The organism is Bacillus sp. Y3, assembly GCF_008123875.1.
Classification (GTDB): domain Bacteria; phylum Bacillota; class Bacilli; order Bacillales; family Bacillaceae; genus Bacillus; species Bacillus altitudinis.
In genome coordinates, this window is the sequence record NZ_VSSC01000001.1 from 556925 (window position 1) to 575876 (window position 18952).

At 41.8% G+C, this 18952-nt stretch carries 24 protein-coding genes; 1 reads left to right on the top strand and 23 read right to left on the bottom strand.

All coding sequences use genetic code 11. The features are described 5' to 3' along the window. Nucleotides 1-11: 11 nt before the first annotated feature. Nucleotides 12-746 (bottom strand): YwmB family TATA-box binding protein, encoded by a 735-nt coding sequence (locus FXF70_RS02800; protein ID WP_008343385.1) that lies wholly within the window; start codon nucleotides 744-746, stop codon nucleotides 12-14. 128 nt (nucleotides 747-874) lie between these two features. Continuing rightward, on the bottom strand, nucleotides 875-1105 hold the full coding sequence (locus tag FXF70_RS02805) for a DUF1146 family protein (RefSeq protein ID WP_008343389.1): 231 nt from the start codon (nucleotides 1103-1105) through the stop codon (nucleotides 875-877). A 170-nt stretch (nucleotides 1106-1275) separates the two neighbouring features. On the opposite strand from FXF70_RS02805, the gene FXF70_RS02810 reads away from it, so the two are divergent. Continuing rightward, nucleotides 1276-1749 (top strand): hypothetical protein, encoded by a 474-nt coding sequence (locus FXF70_RS02810; RefSeq protein ID WP_019743250.1) that lies wholly within the window; start codon nucleotides 1276-1278, stop codon nucleotides 1747-1749. A 42-nt stretch (nucleotides 1750-1791) separates the two neighbouring features. Here FXF70_RS02810 and FXF70_RS02815 read toward each other — a convergent pair whose 3' ends face one another. The 21 genes from FXF70_RS02815 to prfA form a co-directional block, all read right to left on the bottom strand. Further along, a complete protein-coding gene (locus tag FXF70_RS02815) occupies nucleotides 1792-2187 on the bottom strand; it encodes a F0F1 ATP synthase subunit epsilon (RefSeq protein ID WP_008343393.1) in 396 nt (131 codons plus the stop codon). Between the two features lie 24 nt (nucleotides 2188-2211). Further along, nucleotides 2212-3633: a F0F1 ATP synthase subunit beta gene (gene atpD, locus FXF70_RS02820; RefSeq protein ID WP_008343395.1), complete on the bottom strand. Its 1422-nt coding sequence runs from the start codon at nucleotides 3631-3633 to the stop codon at nucleotides 2212-2214. A gap of 24 nt (nucleotides 3634-3657) precedes the next feature. After that, nucleotides 3658-4524 carry a F0F1 ATP synthase subunit gamma gene (locus FXF70_RS02825; protein WP_007497628.1) on the bottom strand — a complete coding sequence of 289 codons (867 nt, stop codon included), beginning with the start codon at nucleotides 4522-4524 and terminating at the stop codon, nucleotides 3658-3660. An 88-nt stretch (nucleotides 4525-4612) separates the two neighbouring features. Continuing rightward, complete coding sequence (gene atpA, locus FXF70_RS02830; protein WP_035389793.1) at nucleotides 4613-6121, bottom strand: F0F1 ATP synthase subunit alpha; 1509 nt, start codon at nucleotides 6119-6121, stop codon at nucleotides 4613-4615. Between the two features lie 16 nt (nucleotides 6122-6137). Next, nucleotides 6138-6683 (bottom strand): F0F1 ATP synthase subunit delta, encoded by a 546-nt coding sequence (locus tag FXF70_RS02835; protein WP_007497632.1) that lies wholly within the window; start codon nucleotides 6681-6683, stop codon nucleotides 6138-6140. Then, nucleotides 6680-7192: a F0F1 ATP synthase subunit B gene (atpF, locus tag FXF70_RS02840; RefSeq protein ID WP_007497634.1), complete on the bottom strand. Its 513-nt coding sequence runs from the start codon at nucleotides 7190-7192 to the stop codon at nucleotides 6680-6682. Before atpF ends, FXF70_RS02835 begins: the two co-directional genes overlap by 4 nt. A 120-nt stretch (nucleotides 7193-7312) precedes the next feature. Next, nucleotides 7313-7525 carry a F0F1 ATP synthase subunit C gene (atpE, locus tag FXF70_RS02845; RefSeq protein ID WP_003214968.1) on the bottom strand — a complete coding sequence of 71 codons (213 nt, stop codon included), beginning with the start codon at nucleotides 7523-7525 and terminating at the stop codon, nucleotides 7313-7315. Between the two features lie 48 nt (nucleotides 7526-7573). Next, complete coding sequence (gene atpB / locus FXF70_RS02850) at nucleotides 7574-8308, bottom strand: F0F1 ATP synthase subunit A (RefSeq protein ID WP_007497637.1); 735 nt, start codon at nucleotides 8306-8308, stop codon at nucleotides 7574-7576. A 7-nt stretch (nucleotides 8309-8315) separates the two neighbouring features. Next, on the bottom strand, nucleotides 8316-8699 hold the full coding sequence (locus tag FXF70_RS02855; protein WP_007497639.1) for an ATP synthase subunit I: 384 nt from the start codon (nucleotides 8697-8699) through the stop codon (nucleotides 8316-8318). Between the two features lie 497 nt (nucleotides 8700-9196). After that, nucleotides 9197-9826: a uracil phosphoribosyltransferase gene (gene upp / locus FXF70_RS02860; protein WP_003214553.1), complete on the bottom strand. Its 630-nt coding sequence runs from the start codon at nucleotides 9824-9826 to the stop codon at nucleotides 9197-9199. Between the two features lie 147 nt (nucleotides 9827-9973). After that, nucleotides 9974-11221 (bottom strand): serine hydroxymethyltransferase, encoded by a 1248-nt coding sequence (gene glyA, locus FXF70_RS02865; RefSeq protein ID WP_026050167.1) that lies wholly within the window; start codon nucleotides 11219-11221, stop codon nucleotides 9974-9976. A gap of 176 nt (nucleotides 11222-11397) precedes the next feature. Then, nucleotides 11398-11937: a TIGR01440 family protein gene (locus FXF70_RS02870; RefSeq protein ID WP_007497644.1), complete on the bottom strand. Its 540-nt coding sequence runs from the start codon at nucleotides 11935-11937 to the stop codon at nucleotides 11398-11400. Between the two features lie 12 nt (nucleotides 11938-11949). Further along, a complete protein-coding gene (gene rpiB / locus FXF70_RS02875; protein WP_003214714.1) occupies nucleotides 11950-12399 on the bottom strand; it encodes a ribose 5-phosphate isomerase B in 450 nt (149 codons plus the stop codon). Nucleotides 12400-12540: 141 nt separating this feature from the next. After that, the gene (locus FXF70_RS02880) at nucleotides 12541-12999 is read right to left on the bottom strand and encodes a low molecular weight protein arginine phosphatase (protein ID WP_046526722.1); all 459 of its coding nucleotides are present in this window, start codon (nucleotides 12997-12999) and stop codon (nucleotides 12541-12543) included. Nucleotides 13000-13062: 63 nt separating this feature from the next. Further along, nucleotides 13063-13617, bottom strand: a complete 555-nt coding sequence (locus tag FXF70_RS02885; protein ID WP_025208133.1) for a manganese efflux pump MntP — start codon at nucleotides 13615-13617, stop codon at nucleotides 13063-13065. A gap of 60 nt (nucleotides 13618-13677) precedes the next feature. Continuing rightward, a complete protein-coding gene (locus FXF70_RS02890) occupies nucleotides 13678-14730 on the bottom strand; it encodes an L-threonylcarbamoyladenylate synthase (protein ID WP_081298178.1) in 1053 nt (350 codons plus the stop codon). A gap of 161 nt (nucleotides 14731-14891) precedes the next feature. Further along, nucleotides 14892-15335, bottom strand: a complete 444-nt coding sequence (locus FXF70_RS02895; RefSeq protein WP_148779803.1) for a GNAT family N-acetyltransferase — start codon at nucleotides 15333-15335, stop codon at nucleotides 14892-14894. Nucleotides 15336-15398: 63 nt separating this feature from the next. Further along, entirely contained in the window at nucleotides 15399-16049 is a 651-nt protein-coding gene (gene spoIIR / locus FXF70_RS02900) for a stage II sporulation protein R (protein ID WP_017360045.1), read from the bottom strand. Nucleotides 16050-16212: 163 nt separating this feature from the next. Continuing rightward, nucleotides 16213-16692: a hypothetical protein gene (locus FXF70_RS02905; RefSeq protein WP_148779925.1), complete on the bottom strand. Its 480-nt coding sequence runs from the start codon at nucleotides 16690-16692 to the stop codon at nucleotides 16213-16215. Between the two features lie 137 nt (nucleotides 16693-16829). Further along, nucleotides 16830-17717: a peptide chain release factor N(5)-glutamine methyltransferase gene (prmC, locus tag FXF70_RS02910; protein WP_148779804.1), complete on the bottom strand. Its 888-nt coding sequence runs from the start codon at nucleotides 17715-17717 to the stop codon at nucleotides 16830-16832. Beyond that, nucleotides 17707-18774 (bottom strand): peptide chain release factor 1, encoded by a 1068-nt coding sequence (gene prfA, locus FXF70_RS02915; RefSeq protein ID WP_008343422.1) that lies wholly within the window; start codon nucleotides 18772-18774, stop codon nucleotides 17707-17709. The genes prmC and prfA overlap by 11 nt, the downstream gene beginning before the upstream one ends. Between the last annotated feature and the right edge of the window lie 178 nt (nucleotides 18775-18952).

Below are 18952 nucleotides of genomic sequence, written 5' to 3' on the forward strand. Positions count from 1 at the left end.
AATTCTCTATATTAATATTCAGTCGTTACGATTGGTGTGCCAACCGTAATCGTATGATTTTCGTTCATTTCCGAACTTCTGATGGCAATTTGAACATTCATTTTATCATTTGAAGTCATAATGAACTGTTCCCACTTCTCTGTGTAAGCGGAAAGCGACACAAAATTAGACTCAACGAGATACTCAACAGGTTTTGCTTGAAATTCATTTGCTATCATTTCAGCTTTTTTTTGCAAAACAACATCCATCATACCATTTACATGACCATCGAGACAAGTAAAAATCACAAATTTTTCTTGTAATATGCTTTTTGCATGACGTACGAACTGATCATATGTATGCTCCCAGGTATTCAGTGGGCGAGCACCTTTTTGCTCATATAATAAATACGACTTTTGGTTTGATTTTGTGTCGGTCTTCACGAGTAAAATTTTCGATAATGTATCATTTTTTTCATCTTTGTAAATTCCTGTGACTTTGGTGACATGTTTCTCTTTTTTTTCGGTCCACTCATACTGTCGTAGTTCGTCTTTCAAACGTTTCACTTTTTTTGAAAATTGTTCGGATGAAATGTCTATATTTGTTTTGGCATGAAGCGTCCATCCACTTACTTCGATTTGCTGGTTTTTCATACCTTCTGCTATTTGGGCGAGCGTCGATGTTTCTTCTGCCCGAACACCTTGAATCATCAGAACAAAAAAAAGAATAAATGCAAATAATGGCCAACCTTTTAAATACTTTCTCACTTGTCATTCCCCCTTGCTACAAGTGTTGCCGCAAGGAGATCAATGCATACGTGGAAAAGTCATCAAAGGCCATATTTTTGACACTTCTTTTTACGTTCCCGCAGAAGGCAGTGACCAAACCTTTTATGTTAAAACATATAAGGGATTTGTCTGGAGAAATTTAAATAATCAAGGAAGAAATTGCTGACTGCCGATGCAATAGCAATCGTGAGCAGCATCATGAGCAATCTAGCTTGAATAATTTTTCCTTTTTTAATCAGTGGATCGATATTCACCGCAAGCAATGCCCACCACGTAATGGCGATAAAAAATAGGTGGATCACAATACTGACAATTGCTTGTTGTCCTACGTCTTCCATACACTTGAATCCTCCTTTTATTGATTTCTGTAAAGGAAAACTCCCTTTCATTATATCCTCCAAAATCGGAAAGATGAATCATTTGGAAAAAAGAGCTACATTTAGAGTGAATCCCCTCTTATTCTGATGCGAAGGAGATGATATACTGCGGTGGAAGGAGCTGATCATATTTGAAAGATTCTTTTCCTGACTTTGTTGATTTGTACGGAGAACTGGTTCCCTCATTTGAACATGAATGGGAAGCCATTGCTTTCTACTTTGATTATAGACAGACACAGCTAGAAGAATTAGCACAATTGTGTCATTTTCATAACATTTCTTTGGATTACTCAGAGGAAAGCCTTTATCAGTTAGAGTCATTATACTTCGATGCCTTCCGTCAGCAGCTTTTTGCTGAGTGGAAAATGCCTATTGATGCATTGGAAGCGATGTTGAGTGTGTACATGGGAGAGGTTGTCATCAAGCATCATTCAGATGCTGATTGGGTCGTGCGGCCTTATATGGACTCTTCGCATCAATATACCCTTGGCTTGCGCCGAAACAATAAAACGTGGCATAGTACGCATTTTTGCGAGCATTTATATCTTGAAAAGCAAGCATCTCATCCGTATGTGTCGATGTATCAGTCTCTCATGTCATCCTAAAAAAAATCCTTCTTATCGCAATGATAAGAAGGATTTTCTGTTTTATTTCCCTGCTACATTTAAACGGTTTAATGCCCGTTTTAATGCGAGTTCCGCCCTGCGTACATCACTTTCATTCGGGTGGTTCAAATGCTCTTCAGCACGCTGTTTCGCTGACTTTGCACGATCGACATCAACTTTGTCTGATGTTTCAGCAGCCTGAGCAAGAATGGTTACTTTTTCGGGGCGAACTTCAACAAATCCACCGCTTACTGCAACCAATTCAGTTGATCCACTATGTTTTAAGCGAACTGCACCGATTTTTAGCGGAGCAACCATTGGAACGTGGCCAGCTAAAATTCCAAGCTCACCGCTTTCTGCTCTTACACTGACCATTTCCACATCCGCTTCATACACTGGGCCGTCGGGAGTAACGATATTGACTTGAACGGTCTTCATGCTTTTACCCTCCTAAGGACCAGATTAGGCCTCTACACCCATCTCTTTGGCTTTTTCAACCACTTCTTCAATGCGACCGACTAAGCGGAATGCATCTTCTGGAAGGTGATCGTATTTACCAGATAAGATTTCCTTGAAGCCTTTAACAGTTTCTTGCAATGGCACATAAGAACCTTTTTGACCAGTAAACTGTTCTGCTACGTGGAAGTTTTGAGATAGGAAGAATTGAACACGACGAGCTCTGTGTACCACAAGCTTATCGTCCTCAGATAATTCATCCATACCTAAAATGGCAATGATATCTTGCAATTCTTTATAACGTTGCAATGTTTGCTGAACTTCACGCGCGATCGCATAATGCTCTTCGCCAACAATCTCAGGTGCAAGGGCACGAGATGTTGAAGCAAGTGGATCTACCGCTGGGTAAATCCCCATCTCTGTCAACTTACGCTCAAGGTTTGTCGTTGCATCAAGGTGAGCGAACGTTGTAGCTGGAGCTGGATCTGTATAGTCATCCGCAGGTACATAGATCGCTTGAATCGATGTAACCGATCCTACGTTTGTAGACGTGATACGCTCTTGAAGCTGACCCATTTCTGTTGCAAGAGTTGGCTGATAACCTACCGCTGAAGGCATACGTCCAAGTAGGGCTGATACTTCAGAACCTGCTTGTGTAAAGCGATAGATGTTATCGATGAAGAACAATACGTCTTGACCTTGTTCATCACGGAAATGCTCTGCCATTGTCAAACCAGTTAGAGCTACACGCATACGCGCACCTGGTGGCTCGTTCATTTGGCCGAAGACCATCGCTGTTTTTTCGATAACGCCAGAATCTTTCATTTCGTAGTAAAGGTCATTTCCTTCACGTGTACGCTCTCCAACACCAGCGAATACAGAAATACCGCCGTGTTCTTGTGCGATGTTGTTGATCAATTCTTGAATCAGAACGGTTTTACCAACACCGGCTCCACCGAATAGACCGATCTTTCCACCTTTGATGTAAGGAGCAAGAAGGTCAACAACTTTGATACCTGTTTCAAGAATTTCAACTTCTGTAGAAAGTTGATCGAAAGAAGGCGCTTGTCTGTGGATTGGGTCTCTTTGCGCTTCCACACCAAGTGGCTCATCTAAGTCAATGTTATCTCCCAGTACGTTGAATACACGTCCAAGTGTTACGTTACCAACTGGTACTGAAATTGGTTTTCCAAGGTCTACAGCTTCCATACCGCGCTTCACACCGTCTGTTGATGCCATTGCGATGGTTCTCACTGTATCATCACCTAAATGTAGTGCTACTTCTAAAGTTAAGTCGATATCAACTTCACTTTCGCTTTCCGCTTTATGCGAAACTTTGATCGCATTATAAATCTCAGGCAAGTGACCGTCTTCAAAACGAACGTCTACGACTGGTCCCATGATCTGACTGATGCGTCCTGTTTTCATTGCATTCCCTCCTGACAATTATTTCTATTCTAAGGCAGCTGCTCCGCCGACAATTTCTGTAATCTCTTGTGTAATCGCTGCTTGACGAGCACGGTTGTAAGAGAGTGTCAGGCTGTCGATCAATTCTTTTGCGTTGTCTGTTGCACTCTTCATTGCTGTCATCCTTGCAGCATGTTCACTTGCTTTGCTGTCAAGAAGCGCACCGAAAATCAAACTCTCTGCATATTGAGGAAGGAGAACTTCAAGAATTTCTTCTTCAGAAGGCTCAAACTCATAAGATGCGGAACGTTTATTTGGTGTCGCTGCGGCCGAAAGGTCCGTTAGCGGCAATAATTTTTTCTCTGTTACTTCTTGTGAAATGGCACTGACGAAATGGTTATAGAACATGTAAAGCTCATCAAACGCTTCATCAGAGAACATTTGCACTGTACTGCTTGCTAATTCTTTAATATCAGCAAACGCTACTTCGTCTCCAAGCCCTGTTACTTCAGAAATAACTGGAATACCACGCTTTTTGAAGAAGTCGCGTCCGATTTTACCAATCACAATCACCGCATATTCATCAGCAGATTGATGACGAGATTGAATGGCTTGGTAAGCGGCACGTAAAATCGAGCTGTTAAAAGGTCCTGCAAGTCCTCGATCAGATGTAATGACGAGATACCCTGTTTTCTTAACAGGTCTTGAAAGAAGCATTGGGTGCTTAGCACTTGTTCCAGTTGCAATTGCCGCAACGACTTCTTGGATTTTCTCCATGTAAGGAACAAAGGACTTCGCATTATTTTCAGCACGATTCAGTTTCGCAGCTGATACCATTTGCATCGCTTTTGTGATCTGACTCGATTTTTTTGTTGACGTGATCCTTGACTTAATATCGCGTAATGAGGCCAAAGATTTCACCACCTTTTTTCAGGAATCCGTGTTCATTTACGTGAAAAGAGAGAAAAAGAGAATCTTTTTCTCTCGGAAAGATTACTAATTAGTTGCTTGGTGCAAACGTACGTTTAAAGCCTTCGATCGCTGTTTTCCACTCTTCATCAGCAGGCATGTTTCCTGTTTGAGAGATTGTGTCAAACAAGTCTTTATGGTTTTCTTCAATGTACATGAATAACTCAGCTTCAAAGCGTTTGACATCAGCAATCGCTACATCATCTAAGTATCCTCTTGTCAGTGCATAAAGAATCGCTACTTGTTTTTCAACTTTCAGCGGTTTGTTCAAGTCTTGTTTTAAGACTTCAACTGTTCTAGCACCACGGTTTAATTTGGCTTGAGTCGCTTGGTCTAGATCAGATCCAAACTGAGCGAATGCTTCAAGCTCACGATAAGAAGCAAGATCCAAACGAAGTGTACCTGCTACCTTTTTCATCGCTTTGATTTGTGCAGAACCACCTACACGAGATACAGACAATCCTGCGTTTACCGCTGGACGTACGCCTGAGAAGAAGAGGTCAGATTGTAAGAAGATCTGTCCATCTGTGATTGAGATAACGTTTGTTGGGATATATGCAGAGATATCACCAGCTTGCGTTTCTACGAAAGGCAATGCTGTGATAGAACCGCCACCCTTTTCATCACTAAGCTTCGCTGCACGCTCTAATAAACGAGAGTGAAGATAGAAAACATCACCAGGGAATGCTTCACGACCTGGAGGACGACGAAGCAATAATGAAAGCTCACGGTAAGCTGCCGCTTGTTTAGAAAGGTCATCATACACAACAAGCACATGCTTGCCGTTATACATGAATTCCTCACCCATCGTTACACCTGCATAAGGAGCAAGGTAAAGAAGTGGAGCTGGCTGTGATGCAGAAGCTGTGACAACGATTGTGTAGTCAAGCGCACCATGCTTACGAAGTGTTTCAACAACACCACGAACAGTTGATTCTTTTTGTCCGATCGCTACATAGATACAGATCATGTCTTGATCTTTTTGGTTCAGGATCGTATCAATTGCAACAGATGTTTTACCTGTTTGACGGTCCCCAATGATCAATTCACGCTGTCCGCGTCCGATTGGAATCAAGGCATCAATTGCTTTAATTCCCGTTTGAAGCGGCTCATGTACCGATTTACGATCCATAACGCCTGGTGCTTCACTTTCGATTGGACGTGTTTTGCTTGTTAAAATTGGACCTAGTCCATCAACAGGCTGACCAAGTGGGTTCACAATACGTCCGATTAACTCTTCTCCTACTGGAACCTCCATGATACGACCTGTACGTTTTACGTCGTCACCTTCACGGATATCTTTGTAAGGTCCTAAGATTACGATACCTACGTTAGACTCCTCAAGGTTTTGAGCCATACCCATTACACCGTTAGAGAACTCAACAAGCTCTCCTGCCATAATGTTGTCAAGGCCATGTACACGCGCGATACCGTCCCCTACTTGAATGACTGTACCGACATCTTTTACTTCAATTTCAGATTGATAGTTTTGGATTTGCTGCTTTATCAGCGCGCTAATCTCTTCAGCTTTGATACTCACTAAGGTTTCACCCCTTCTAACGATTTTCGCCTGCAAGCTGACGTTCAATGCGGGAAAGCTTTCCGCTGACACTGCCGTCATAAATGCGGTTTCCGATACGGATTTTCACTCCGCCTATTAGATCCTTGTCAATCACGTTTTCTACACGCAGTGATGTGACTCCGGCTTTTTTGGCAAATACTTCAGATAAAGATTGAATTTCAGCTCCGCTGAGCGGTTTAACTGAATACACGATCGCATCGTCTATTTGTTTCGTACGGTTTGCAAGTTTCACAAACTCAGACGCCATTTCAGGAAAAATATTCGTGCGTCCGCGGTCAATCAGTAAATACATTGTGTGCAAAACATATGTCGAAACACCTTTGAAAGCTTCTGCAATCAGATGTTTCTTTTTGTCTGCCGTAATCTTCGGATGAACAAGAAAGTCATTTAATTCTTGGTCAGCCTTGAGAACTTTTTTGATCTCATTCAGCTCTTTTTCAGTTTCGTCTACTGCCGAAGAAGCAAGAACGATGTCAAAAAGAGCAGAAGCGTAACGCTTAGAGACAATAGTCACGCTCATCGGCTTTCGCCTGCCTCTTTAAGATACTCTTGGATCAATTTCTCTTGTGCTTGCTCATCAAGTTCTTTTTCAATCACTTTAGAAGCAATTAATACAGATAGTGATGCAACTTGCTCTCGCAGTGCAGCCACAGCTTGTTCTTTTTCTTTCACGATTTCAGTTCTAGCAGACTCTTTCAAGCGCTCTGATTCTTGACGCGCTGCTTGAATGATATCTTCTTTTTGTTTCTCACCAATCTTTTTCGCATTTTCGATGAGTGTATGTGATTCTTCGCGTGCTTCTTTCAATAAGACACGTTGTTCTTCAAGAAGCTTTTCAGCTTGAACGTGCTTTTCTTCAGCACTTGAAATTTCATTTCCTATATAATCTTCACGCTGTTTCATAATCCCTAATAAAGGCTTAAGCGCAAATTTCTTTAAAAGTGCAAGCAGGATGAGCATAGCGATCAGCTGGAATATGATATCTCCGGTGTTTAGACCTGCTCCTAAAACTACTGGTAACTGAGACATTTAGTACGGCAACTCCCTTCTTTAAATAATATGTTAAGAAACAAAACATAAAGGAATGGCGAAGTTTCGAACTAATCTGATCTTCGCCATTAAAATTCATATTAGAACGCTTCTCACATATTAACCAAAGAATGCCAAGAATGCGATAACGACAGCGATAATTGGAAGTGCCTCAACTAAAGCTACCCCGATGAACATAAGTGTTCTTAGTTCTCTACCAGCTTCTGGCTGACGAGCGATTCCTTCTACTGTTTTAGATACGATTAGACCGTTACCAATACCTGCTCCTAGTGCTCCTAAACCGATTGCAATTGCTGCTGCTATTAAATTCATTAAAAAGCTCCTCCTTTAAAATAACGTCCTTTTTGGACTCTCAATTTTTTAGTGTTCGTCGCTGACTTTATGGGAGATATACACCATTGTCAGCATGGTGAAGATAAATGCCTGGATGGTTCCGACAAACAAACTGAATGCCTGCCATACAATCATCGGCACGATGGCACCTAATGTACCAATGATACCTAGTGCAAGGTTTTGCGAATAGAAATTAGTCGCAAGTCCTGCAAGTAAACCAAGAAGAATCTCTCCAGCGAAAATATTTCCATAAAGACGCAAACCAAGTGTTAATGTGTTTGCAAATTCTTCAATAATTTTCAGCGGTACTAAAAGTGGGATTGGTCTAAAGTAGTCTTTTGTATATTCCTTGACTCCTTTTGCTTTAACACCATAGTAGTGTGTCAATCCCATGACCATAACCGCTAGTGTCATTGTGATTGCAGGATCAGCAGTTGGTGATTTCCACCATAAGTTGTGATCGACCGTAATCGAGAATGGCAGTCCAAGCATGTTTGAAACAAATATGTACATGAGTAATGTAACGCCAAGCGCTAGAAATGGGGCTCCTGTTTTCATGTCCATCGAACTACCTATGATATTTCGAACAAAATCAACAATCCATTCCATGAAGTTCTGCGCCTTTGTCGGACGAATAGCCAGAACACGAGTAGTCAGCACCGCTATGAGAAGAACGATGATACTAGCAATCGTAATCATGAGAACATTGGATAAGTTGAACGTTAACCCTAAAAATTCTGTAGTTTTTGAACTGTGACCCAAAGAGTATTCACCTCTCTTCCATAGTAGAACGTTTAAGTTGAATGAAGGAATCTATCATAATGACAGGATATATTGTCATTAATCCTATAACAACACCTGCCAGATGAACTTCGTTAGGGTAACGCCAAGCAATCGCTACTGCGAGAATTGCGTTGGCCCACCTGGCTGTACTTCCCATTGAACGAATAGATTTTCCTTTTTTAACTGCTCGATCAAAAGCATGCATTCTCCGAATAAGCAGGAATAAATTAAAGAAAGCAAAAATTGTGCCGATAATGAAACCAAGAAACAGTGGTTTAAAACCAGGCATGGCATAGCCAAACACAAAAATTGCCAATAAATAGAACATATATTTACTCTGTCTGCGGAAAATGACGTTTGGATCGTTCATTCATCTGACTCCCGATGAAAAATATTGTAAAAAAGGTGATAAATGGTGATGAAAACTGCGTAGAAGACGCTTATGATAAGCCGTCCTGTTTGAAAAAAATCAATCACCCATCGGTCTAATTGTGCAATCAGACTTGAAATCTTTAGATCTATGGGATTCTGCTTCATTCGCTGATACAAACCCTGATTATTAAAGGGTTCACAATGAGGATTAGTAGAGTGCTATAGGCTATGAAAACCTTACCATAATACCCTCGTTTAGCATACAATAGCGTCTATGATGTGTCAATCCGTTGAAAGTTAAAAAACTTTTCTATAATGAGAGAGCACACAAAATGTTCACAATTTCATCAAACTTTAGGAGAGATGTGACATTCATTAAAAAAACTGCTAATGTTCAGTATACATTGATTTTTCTAAGAACGATATCAACCGTTTGTCATATTTTTCAAAAAAGCCCACATGCACGTTTGCATGTGGGCTTTTCATGAATCATTCTTATTTTGTTCCATACATACGGTCACCAGCATCACCAAGACCTGGGATGATGTAACCTTTTTCGTTTAACTTCTCATCTAATGCTGCAATGTAGATATCAACATCTGGATGATGCTTTTGCATTTCTTCTACACCTTCTGGCGCAGCAATCAGACACATGAAGCGGATGTTTTTCGCACCGCGTTTTTTCAAGCTGTTTAATGCTTCTACTGCTGATCCGCCCGTTGCAAGCATTGGGTCTACTACGATAAATTCACGCTCTTCCACATCAGATGGAAGCTTCACATAATATTCAACAGGCTTTAATGTCTTCGGATCACGGTATAAACCGACATGTCCCACTTTGGCAGCTGGAATGAGTTTCAAAATCCCGTCTACCATTCCAAGACCTGCTCTTAAAATCGGCACAACTCCGAGTTTTTTACCTGAGATCACGTTTGATTTAGCGACTTGTACAGGTGTTTCTACATCTACCTCTTCAAGCGGTAAGTCTCTTGTGATTTCAAATGCCATTAATGTTGCGACTTCATCCACTAGCTCTCTAAATTCTTTTGTTCCTGTATGAACGTCACGAATATATGTAAGTTTGTGCTGAATAAGCGGGTGATCAAATACATAAACCTTTGCCATTGCTTGCTACAACTCCTTTTCTGTCATCTTCCGGTGAACTTTGCACACTTCCTACAATTCTACATAAAAAGACATCATCTTTCAATATGATTCGCAAATCCTACAAAAAAAACCCACATGCCAAAAATAGGCAAATGGGTCTGCATTTTAATAATCTAATTCATGATATAGAGGGAAACGAGCTGTCAGATCAGATACACGCTTTTTCGCCTCTTCTAATTTCGCTTCATCTTCATGATGTTTCAGAGCAAGCGCAATAATGGAACCGACTTCTTTCATCGCTTCTTGATCGAAGCCACGGCTTGTCACTGCTGCTGTACCTACACGTACACCACTTGTAACAAATGGTTTCTCTGGATCATATGGAATTGCATTTTTGTTCACCGTGATACCAATTTCATCAAGAACGTTTTCTGCAATTTTTCCTGTAATGCCAAGAGAGCGCAAGTCGATGAGAACAAGATGGTTATCTGTTCCACCAGATACAAGCTGAATATCCTCAGATAAAAGGGTTTCAGCTAGTTGTTTTGCGTTATCAATCACGTTTTGTGCATATGTTTTGAAATCTCCGTTCAATACTTCACCGAAAGAAACAGCTTTTGCAGAGATCACATGCATGAGTGGTCCACCTTGAATACCAGGGAAGATCGATTTGTCGATCTTTTTACCAAACTCTTCACGGCATAGAATCATTCCGCCGCGAGGTCCGCGCAATGTTTTGTGAGTTGTCGTTGTCACAAAATCAGCGTAAGGAACTGGATTTGGATGAAGACCTGCTGCAACAAGACCCGCGATGTGAGCCATGTCCACCATAAAGTAAGCACCGACTTCATCGGCAATTTCACGGAACTTTTTGAAATCAATTTGACGTGGGTAAGCACTTGCCCCCGCTACGATTAGTTTCGGCTTATGCTCACGTGCTTTTTCAAGTACATCTTGGTAGTCGATATGTTGTGTTTCTTTATCTACACCGTATTCTACAAAGTTGTACTGTACGCCGCTAAAGTTTACAGGGCTTCCATGTGTTAAATGCCCGCCATGTGATAAGTTCATGCCTAGCACTGTATCGCCATGCTCAAGGATTGTAAAGTATACGGCCATATTCGCTTGAGCTCCTGAGTGAGGCTGTACGTTCACATACTCAGCGCCAAAAATTTCTTTTGCGCGGTCACGTGCGATATCTTCTACAACGTCTACATGTTCACAGCCGCCATAGTAGCGTTTACCAGGGTAACCTTCTGCATATTTGTTTGTTAAGACAGAGCCCTGTGCTTCCATGACTGCTTCGCTTACGAAGTTTTCTGATGCAATTAATTCGATTTTGTCCTGCTGGCGTTTCCGCTCTAGTTGAATTGCTTTGAATACTTGTGCGTCTTGCTCAGGTAAATGTTTCATCAGCGAAATCCTCTCCAATCTATTTCCATTCGATGTTTTCACCATCTCATTGTACACGGTTTTTGAGTAAAATGTAAAAGTTTTTTTGGAAAATCGACTTATTTTTTATGAAAACCCGAATATTCAAAGGGTGAAGCGTCTTCATCATTCAACATTATATTAGAAATATATCCGAACTATGATCTTGTATAAACGGCTCGTTCTCCGCCAATCAGCTTTGGACGAGTTTTTGCAAACGTCACATGTGCTTGTCCTAATTGATGACGGCTGAGACGGACCGGTACGGCTACCCGCTTTAAGTGCATGCCGATGAATGTATCACCGATATCAATACCTGCATGTGCTGAAATGGATTCAACCAGCACAGGGTGTTCCATTTGCTGATACGCATGAGCCGCCATAGAACCACCCGCCTTACGGACAGGTACTGCCGCTACAATCTCTAAGTTAAGCCGGTACGCCACCTCTTCTTCCACAACGAGGGCACGATTCAAATGCTCGCAGCATTGGAAGGCCAATTCAATTCCTGTCTCGCGTCTCAGTTGATCGAGCTCTTGATAAATAGCTTCAGCAATTTGCTCACTTCCCGCTGTCCCAATGTGCTCGCCAGCCACTTCTGATGTACTGCAGCCAATCACTAAAATGTGGCCGGCTCGCAGTTCAACTGTTTGATGAAACTCTTTTAACATCTCAAGCCAATCTTGACCAATGTTCATGTTAAGCGCTCCTTACAGGTGCTTTTCTTCGTAATCAGCGATTTTACCAATCCGCACAGCATGACGTCCTGCAGTAAATTCTGTTGTCAGCCAAATGTGAGCAATCTCTCTTGCCAATCCTGGTCCAATGACTCGTTCTCCCATCGCAAGAACATTTGTATCGTTATGTTCTCTCGTCGCCTTTGCACTGAATGTATCATGCGCCAGTGCACAGCGGATGCCTTTCACTTTGTTTGCTGAAATGCTCATACCAATACCTGTCCCGCAAATCAAAATGCCACGATCGACTTCCCCGTTTGCCACCATATTGGCTACGGGAAAAGCATAGTCTGGGTAGTCTACAGAACCTGATCCACATTCACAACCCATATCAATGTATTCAATCTTTAATTCATCCATTAGTTGTTTGATTTCTTCACGAATATTCGTTCCGCCGTGATCGGATGCAATGGCTACTTTCATCGGGCAATTCCTCCTAAGGGTGAGTTAATCTGTCATGTCTTACATTCATTTTTTATTTACAGTTATATTTTAACCTCTGCCTAGTCATTTGCAAACAAAAGCAGAAAAACCGTTTGCGCAACGGTTTTACAGGTTGTCCATTTATGAGGATTGGTGATCCTGTTTAAGTTTTTTAGCAAGTTGATACAATAGCGTTTCTAGTTCATCTCGTGTCTCCTGATAAATGGAGAGACTCCCTCCAAATGGATCCGACACGTCACCTTCTGATCCTGTCGCAAATTCTTTTAGAGTGAAGACCTTGTCTTTCACATGAGCATATTGCTCCACAATCAACTGTTTATGCTGAATCGTCATGGTGAAGACATAATCTGCTTCATGAAGAAGTTCTTCTGTTAGTTTAGACGACGAGTGATTGAGTGGAATGCTTTTCTCAAATAATGCTTCGACTGCTTGAGGAGAAGCCTTCCCTGCATCAGAGGCGAAGATGCCCGCTGATTTTACAGTGACCTGTAAGCCTTTTTCATCTGCAATGGAGGAAAAAAGGGCTTGAGCCATCGGACTTCTGCAAGTATTTCCCGTACAAACAAATAAGATATTCATCTTTCGACCTCCTTTTCTTCTATTATATAGCATTTCATTCTACATGTTATGTAAGGAGACTGGCTAGAGCGGAAATAATAATTTGATTCCAAAGGCTAGTAAAATCAATCCGCCAAGCGCCCCGCTGTATGAACCTACCCATGACCGAACCTGTTTACCGAGTAATAATCCAAGCCATGTGAGCATCATACTAAAAAAACCAAACAATAAAATGGTCATCAACACCCGAGAACCGTAAATCCCCAGGCTTAAGCCAACGGAAAAACTATCTAAACTCACACTTGTTGCAAAAAGAACGAGACCGGCCCCAACAGGTGCGATAAATGGCTTATCTTCTTTTCGGATAGAAGCGATGATCATTTGCAGACCCAGCACCAAAAGCAGCGCCCCGCCAATATAGGTTGCTAGGAGCCCAAGCCAGCCAGATAAAAGCTGACCTGTCAGCATGCCAAAAAGAGGCATAAACATATGAAATATCCCAATGACAAGTCCAATATAAAGGATCTGGCGGAATCTCAGCTGAATCATCCCCATGCCGAGTCCAACCGAAAAGGCATCCATTCCAAGTGCAAAAGCCATGATACTGAGTGTCAGCAATTCGCCAGCTAGTTCATTCATGTAAATCCCCCTTGGACACGCATTCTCCTTTAACCTATGTTTGTCCAAGAGAGGTTAGAACTATTTGAATGAAGAGAGAGTGCGCCCTCCTGCCGCTTTTTGCAGACGGTTCATGATCGCAGAACCAACTCCCTGCTCTGAGAAGGCTTCTGAAATGATCAAGTCTACATCCGTTTCATCAAATTGTCTCAGCACACGATATAAGTTTGCCGCAACCGTTTCAGGCTTTTCTCTCCATCCACAGCTAAAGATAACATCTGCCGCAAACCATTCCTTCTTTTCTTCTGTCGTCAGCACACCTACTTTTAGCCCTTCAGCTCGGTACTTCTGAATGTGCAGCTGCATGTCTTCATCACTTCCATGAAATATATACATTTGTGCTTCAGGTGCATAATGTGTGTATTTCATTCCCGGCGATACAGGCGCCTCATCCTTTTTCGTCAGCCCTGGATCTATGTTGACTGTTCCTACGACCTCTTCTAACGCTTCTTTTGTAATACCGCCCGGCCTTAAGATCACTGGAATCTCGTCTATACAGGATACAACCGTTGACTCCACACCAATACCTGTTGAACCACCATCGACAATGCCAGCAATTCTCCCATCAAGATCACTCGCGACATGGTCCGCAAGTGTCGGCGACGGTTTTCCCGAACGGTTGGCACTTGGTGCGGCAATTGGCAGACCAGCTGCTCGGATGAGTTCAAGCGCAACAGGATGATCAGGCATTCTTACGCCTACTGTCGTTAAACCTGCCGTCACCTGCTTTGATAATGTGCCCGGCTTACAAGGTAGAACAATGGTGAGAGCGCCTGGCCAAAAGGCATCCATCAGCGCTGTTACTTTTTCATTTTCTATTTGCGCAAATTCATGAAGCTGTTGAACGTCCGCAATGTGAACAATCAACGGATTATCACTTGGGCGTCCTTTCGCTTCATAAATTTTCTTCACAGCCTCTGTCTCTTTTGCATTTGCCCCTAGTCCATAAACCGTTTCTGTCGGAAAAGCGACCACTTCATTCTGCCGCAACAACAGAGCTGCTTGTTCAATTTGTGGATAGTATGTGGATAAATCCTTTTTTAAATCCACAGACCACCTTTTTGTATTTAACATCATACAAACTCCTTTTAAAAAAGATAAAACTGTTGATATATCTCAATTATCCTTTTGAAAGTATAAAAGATGATGCTAAATAAAACAAGCGTTGTCCACAATTTGTGGATAACGCTTGTTTTACAGTGGATAAGTATGTGAATAAGTCCGGTGTTTTGTGATTAACTAGCTGTTTTTTGCAGCACAACCGCCTGCTCTTTTCCCAATGACTCTTTTGCATGCGCAGATACCCACACACTTTCTGGGATTTCCTCTATAGGCGTAAAGCCCATCAGCGCTAAAAAATCATGCGAAGAGGAGTGATTGGCTACAACATAAAAGGTGTCCACACCTTGTTTTTCCCCTAGCGTTTGAACACTTTGGAACAGAGAAACGATATGCCCCTGACCCAGTTTATCTGATATCACAAGTGATCTTAGCAATCCTTCTTGTTCATTTAGTCGTTCAAGACCTAAACAGCCTGCAAGCTCACCGTCTGCATCTTCCATGACCACAAATGACATACACTCTGCAATCGTCACCCCGCCTTTTGCTTGGCCTTTTTCAAGAAAAGCATTAATGGCCGGGGCATCTTCTTCTGTCGCTATTCTTAATTGATAATACATGCTTTCACCTCTTTTTGTTCTCTTACTTCAACTCTATGAGGCAAAAACAGATTTAGACCTTTTTTAAGAGAAAAGACTAGAGACCCATTCGAACAGAAAGAATTTCACTTCACCCGTCTCTTCTTCTTTTACCACTTCATTGACAGATTCATTTGATGGCTCTGCGGCTACCTGCTCTTTATCATCTCCTTCTGGTGAGGCGATCGCTTCTCCGTTTGAAAAATCGATAAAGCAGAGAGGCGGGAATAACACACACCACCAATTGGCTCCGTCTCCTTCCCCTAACGTAATCAAAATGGCTTCATATTTCCCAGCAGGATAAACAAAGTTGCCATATAGCTTTGTTGGAAATGAGGCTTTTTGAAAGCTGACCGATACGGATTGATCAATGTGTTGTTCCTTTAATTTTGCTTTGGCAATACGATTGATGTCTGGAAGCTTTGAACGAATCACACGTCTAGCTTCTTCAATGGATGTGAGGTCTTTCACCCACTCCGTTATATTGGCATTGACCTCATCTCGAATACTTCGTTTCACATCTTGATCTGCCGACTGGTCACTGTTGGCTAAAATGCGTAAACGAATGGCTTCATCTGGAATCACAACAGGCTGATTAGCAGAAGCAGCCGCCGTCTCCTCTTTTCCAAGGTTTGCAAAAGCACCACATAATAATAGAAACATATAAAGACAAATCATCATTTTACTTTTGAACATAATGTGTTCCCCCCACTTTTTCTCTTCGCTACAAACATTGTGTCCAGGAAACGCATCTCGTAAACAGCAAAAATGATTTTTTTAATAGATTATGAGTAAAAAACAACTACATGAGGTGAGCGAATCAATGTTTTTTCTGCATGCAAAAAAGCCATTCAACAACTTATGAACGGCTTTTTAGTGAGGATTGGTAATCGGACGGGTACAGTCTTCCATCCCAATCTCGGCTGATTTTTAATCCCGCATCTGTTTTGATAACTGTCATTGCACCTTTTTTCTCAATTTCCTTTTTGACCTTTCCTTTATGGTCAATAAATTGAATGATCATTTCATAGTCAAATTCAATCCTGTCATCGCTTTCATCTGAAGGTGTAAACGTAATTTTTTTCAGTTTAATTTGACAATCTTGATCTTTTGCTGCTTCTAATACACTTGGAAACATGCTGTCTTCTGTATATTCTTGATATTCATGCTCGGTTAAATAATTCTTCAACTTCTCCTTCATGTCAGATAGGTCATCCGTCCGATTCACTGTGTATTGTGCTTTTTTATAGTTTTCCCCAAATGCTGCTGCTTCTTTTTTAAAGCTCGGTTTACCGCAAGCACTCACAATCAATAGTACACTGACGATGACCAACACCATCGCATACCTTCTGTTCACACCATTCGCTCCTTCAAAACAAATTTATGTAAAAAATCATGATCAGAATGTTCATTCTTCTATATATACGTTTCCCTTTTACCATAAGTTTCATCTTTACATAATAAAATAGTCCGACTTTATTCAGCCGGACTTCCGTTTTGAATGTGTGCGCAAACCGCTCGATCCTTTCCGTTGATGTCCTTGATGATATGAACATCAGCTGAAGGGAACGCCTGCAAAAGAAGCGCTTTTACATCTTGTGCTTGTGTATGTCCTATTTCAAAGACAACCACCGCTTGCTGATGAAGTACCTTGTGGAGATCACAGGCGATACGCTCATAAAACCACAGGCCATCACGCCCATCTGTCAGCGCATTGACAGGTTCATGCTTTGTGACAACCTCTGATAAACCATCCATTTCTTCTGCCGCAATATAAGGCGGATTGGAAATAAACACATCGACTTTAATGCCTTGAGCCATAATCGGTTCAAGTAAATCCCCTTGGACAAAATGAACGTCTGCACCAAGCGCTTCTTGATTTCGCTTTGCTACTTCAAGTGCTTCATGTGAAATATCCGTCGCTGTCACAGTGAGAGATTCTTTTTCAAGAGCTAACGTAATCGCAATTGCACCGCTACCTGTTCCTACATCAACAGCTTTGAGAGGCTGACCATCAGAAAACACACGATTCATCATGTTTAATGCCGCCAGCACCACTTCCTCCGTTTCAGGACGAGGAATCAGAACGTGTTTGTTTACCTCAAAAGGACGCCCATAAAAAAATTCAACACCCGTTAAATGCTGCACAGGCACTCCACGCTTGTGCTGCGTAACGAACTCGCTGAATTGTGAATCTTGCTCCTCTGGCAGTGGATCATGAAAACGGGCAAGAAGTTCACTTCTGCTCCATCCAAGCACATGCATCAACATTAACTCTGCTGCGTTTTGGTCTCTGCCCGCTTCCGTTAACAAAGAAGAAGCCCATTTAAGGGCTTCAAAGATCGTTCGCTCTTTATTTTGCATTTTGAAGTTTTCTTGCTTGGTCTTCCATAATTAATGCATCAATGACCTCGTCAAGTTTTCCTTCTAAAATTTGATCAAGCTTTTGAATCGTCAATCCAATGCGGTGGTCCGTCACGCGGTTTTGCGGGAAATTGTACGTACGGATACGCTCTGAACGATCCCCTGTTCCAACAGCAGATTTACGGGTTTGATCATATTCAGCTTGTGCTTCACGCTGGAATTTATCATAAATTCTCGCACGCAAAACTTTCATCGCTTTTTCTTTGTTTTTGATTTGTGATTTCTCATCCTGACAGGAAACCACTACACCGGTTGGAAGGTGAGTCAAACGAACAGCAGACATTGTGGTATTAACACTTTGTCCCCCTGGTCCGCTTGATGCGAATGTATCCACACGAATATCTTTTTCGTGGATATCAATTTCAACTTCCTCAGCCTCTGGTAATACAGCAACTGTCGCTGTTGATGTATGAATACGGCCGCCTGACTCAGTTTCAGGAACACGCTGCACGCGGTGTGCACCGTTTTCAAACTTTAGTTTAGAATATGCACCTTTACCGCTAATCATAAAGATGATCTCCTTATAACCGCCAGTTCCAGTGACACTCGCTTCCATGACTTCCGTTTTCCAGCCTTGCATTTCAGCATAACGGCTGTACATACGGTACAGGTTTCCTGCAAACAGCGCAGCCTCTTCTCCGCCCGCTGCACCACGAACCTCCACAATAACGTTCTTATCGTCATTCGGATCTTTCGGGATGAGTAAGATTTTCAGCTCGTCTTCTAAACGTTCTGTTTCCTCTGTGAGCTCTGAAATTTCTTCTTTGACCATGTCGCGCATATCGGCATCGAGCTTATCTTCCAGCATGGCTTTCGCATCACTTAGCTGATCATATGCCGCACGATATTGTCTATATACCTCAACAGTTTCTTGAATATCAGATTGTTCCTTCGAATATTCACGAAGCTTCTTAGGGTCGTTCACCACTTCAGGGTCACTTAAATATTCATTTAGCTTTTCATAGCGTTCTTCAATTGATTTTAAACGGTCTAACATGGTCTTCACCTCTGTTTTGTGCGTAACAGTCTAATTATAGTATAGCGGGGTATGACAGTCAAAAAAATTTCCAAAACAATTGATTTTCTGCAATTTTTCACTAGAAAACACGATCTTTGGCGATTGGTTACTTGTTTTGTCTAACGTGAAGGAACGGATGCTCACGAAAGAGAATGGT

Excerpts from the sequence above, each read along its gene's own strand:
- spoIIR (WP_017360045.1), bottom strand. The coding sequence starts at position 16,049 with ATGTTCAAAAGTAAAATGATGATTTGTCTTTATATGTTTCTATTATTA.
- atpE (WP_003214968.1), bottom strand. The coding sequence starts at position 7,525 with ATGAATTTAATAGCAGCAGCAATTGCAATCGGTTTAGGAGCACTAGGA.
- glyA (WP_026050167.1), bottom strand. The coding sequence starts at position 11,221 with ATGAAACATTTACCTGAGCAAGACGCACAAGTATTCAAAGCAATTCAA.
- atpF (WP_007497634.1), bottom strand. The coding sequence starts at position 7,192 with ATGTCTCAGTTACCAGTAGTTTTAGGAGCAGGTCTAAACACCGGAGAT.
- FXF70_RS02835 (WP_007497632.1), bottom strand. The coding sequence starts at position 6,683 with ATGAGCGTGACTATTGTCTCTAAGCGTTACGCTTCTGCTCTTTTTGAC.
- FXF70_RS02855 (WP_007497639.1), bottom strand. The coding sequence starts at position 8,699 with ATGAACGATCCAAACGTCATTTTCCGCAGACAGAGTAAATATATGTTC.
- FXF70_RS02885 (WP_025208133.1), bottom strand. The coding sequence starts at position 13,617 with ATGAATGAACTAGCTGGCGAATTGCTGACACTCAGTATCATGGCTTTT.
- FXF70_RS02870 (WP_007497644.1), bottom strand. The coding sequence starts at position 11,937 with ATGAACATTGGTCAAGATTGGCTTGAGATGTTAAAAGAGTTTCATCAA.
- FXF70_RS02905 (WP_148779925.1), bottom strand. The coding sequence starts at position 16,692 with ATGGTGTTGGTCATCGTCAGTGTACTATTGATTGTGAGTGCTTGCGGT.
- FXF70_RS02880 (WP_046526722.1), bottom strand. The coding sequence starts at position 12,999 with ATGAATATCTTATTTGTTTGTACGGGAAATACTTGCAGAAGTCCGATG.
- FXF70_RS02805 (WP_008343389.1), bottom strand. The coding sequence starts at position 1,105 with ATGGAAGACGTAGGACAACAAGCAATTGTCAGTATTGTGATCCACCTA.
- rpiB (WP_003214714.1), bottom strand. The coding sequence starts at position 12,399 with ATGAAAGTAGCCATTGCATCCGATCACGGCGGAACGAATATTCGTGAA.
- FXF70_RS02890 (WP_081298178.1), bottom strand. The coding sequence starts at position 14,730 with ATGTTAAATACAAAAAGGTGGTCTGTGGATTTAAAAAAGGATTTATCC.
- prmC (WP_148779804.1), bottom strand. The coding sequence starts at position 17,717 with ATGCAAAATAAAGAGCGAACGATCTTTGAAGCCCTTAAATGGGCTTCT.
- atpD (WP_008343395.1), bottom strand. The coding sequence starts at position 3,633 with ATGAAAACAGGACGCATCAGTCAGATCATGGGACCAGTCGTAGACGTT.
- upp (WP_003214553.1), bottom strand. The coding sequence starts at position 9,826 with ATGGCAAAGGTTTATGTATTTGATCACCCGCTTATTCAGCACAAACTT.
- FXF70_RS02815 (WP_008343393.1), bottom strand. The coding sequence starts at position 2,187 with ATGAAGACCGTTCAAGTCAATATCGTTACTCCCGACGGCCCAGTGTAT.
- FXF70_RS02895 (WP_148779803.1), bottom strand. The coding sequence starts at position 15,335 with ATGTATTATCAATTAAGAATAGCGACAGAAGAAGATGCCCCGGCCATT.
- prfA (WP_008343422.1), bottom strand. The coding sequence starts at position 18,774 with ATGTTAGACCGTTTAAAATCAATTGAAGAACGCTATGAAAAGCTAAAT.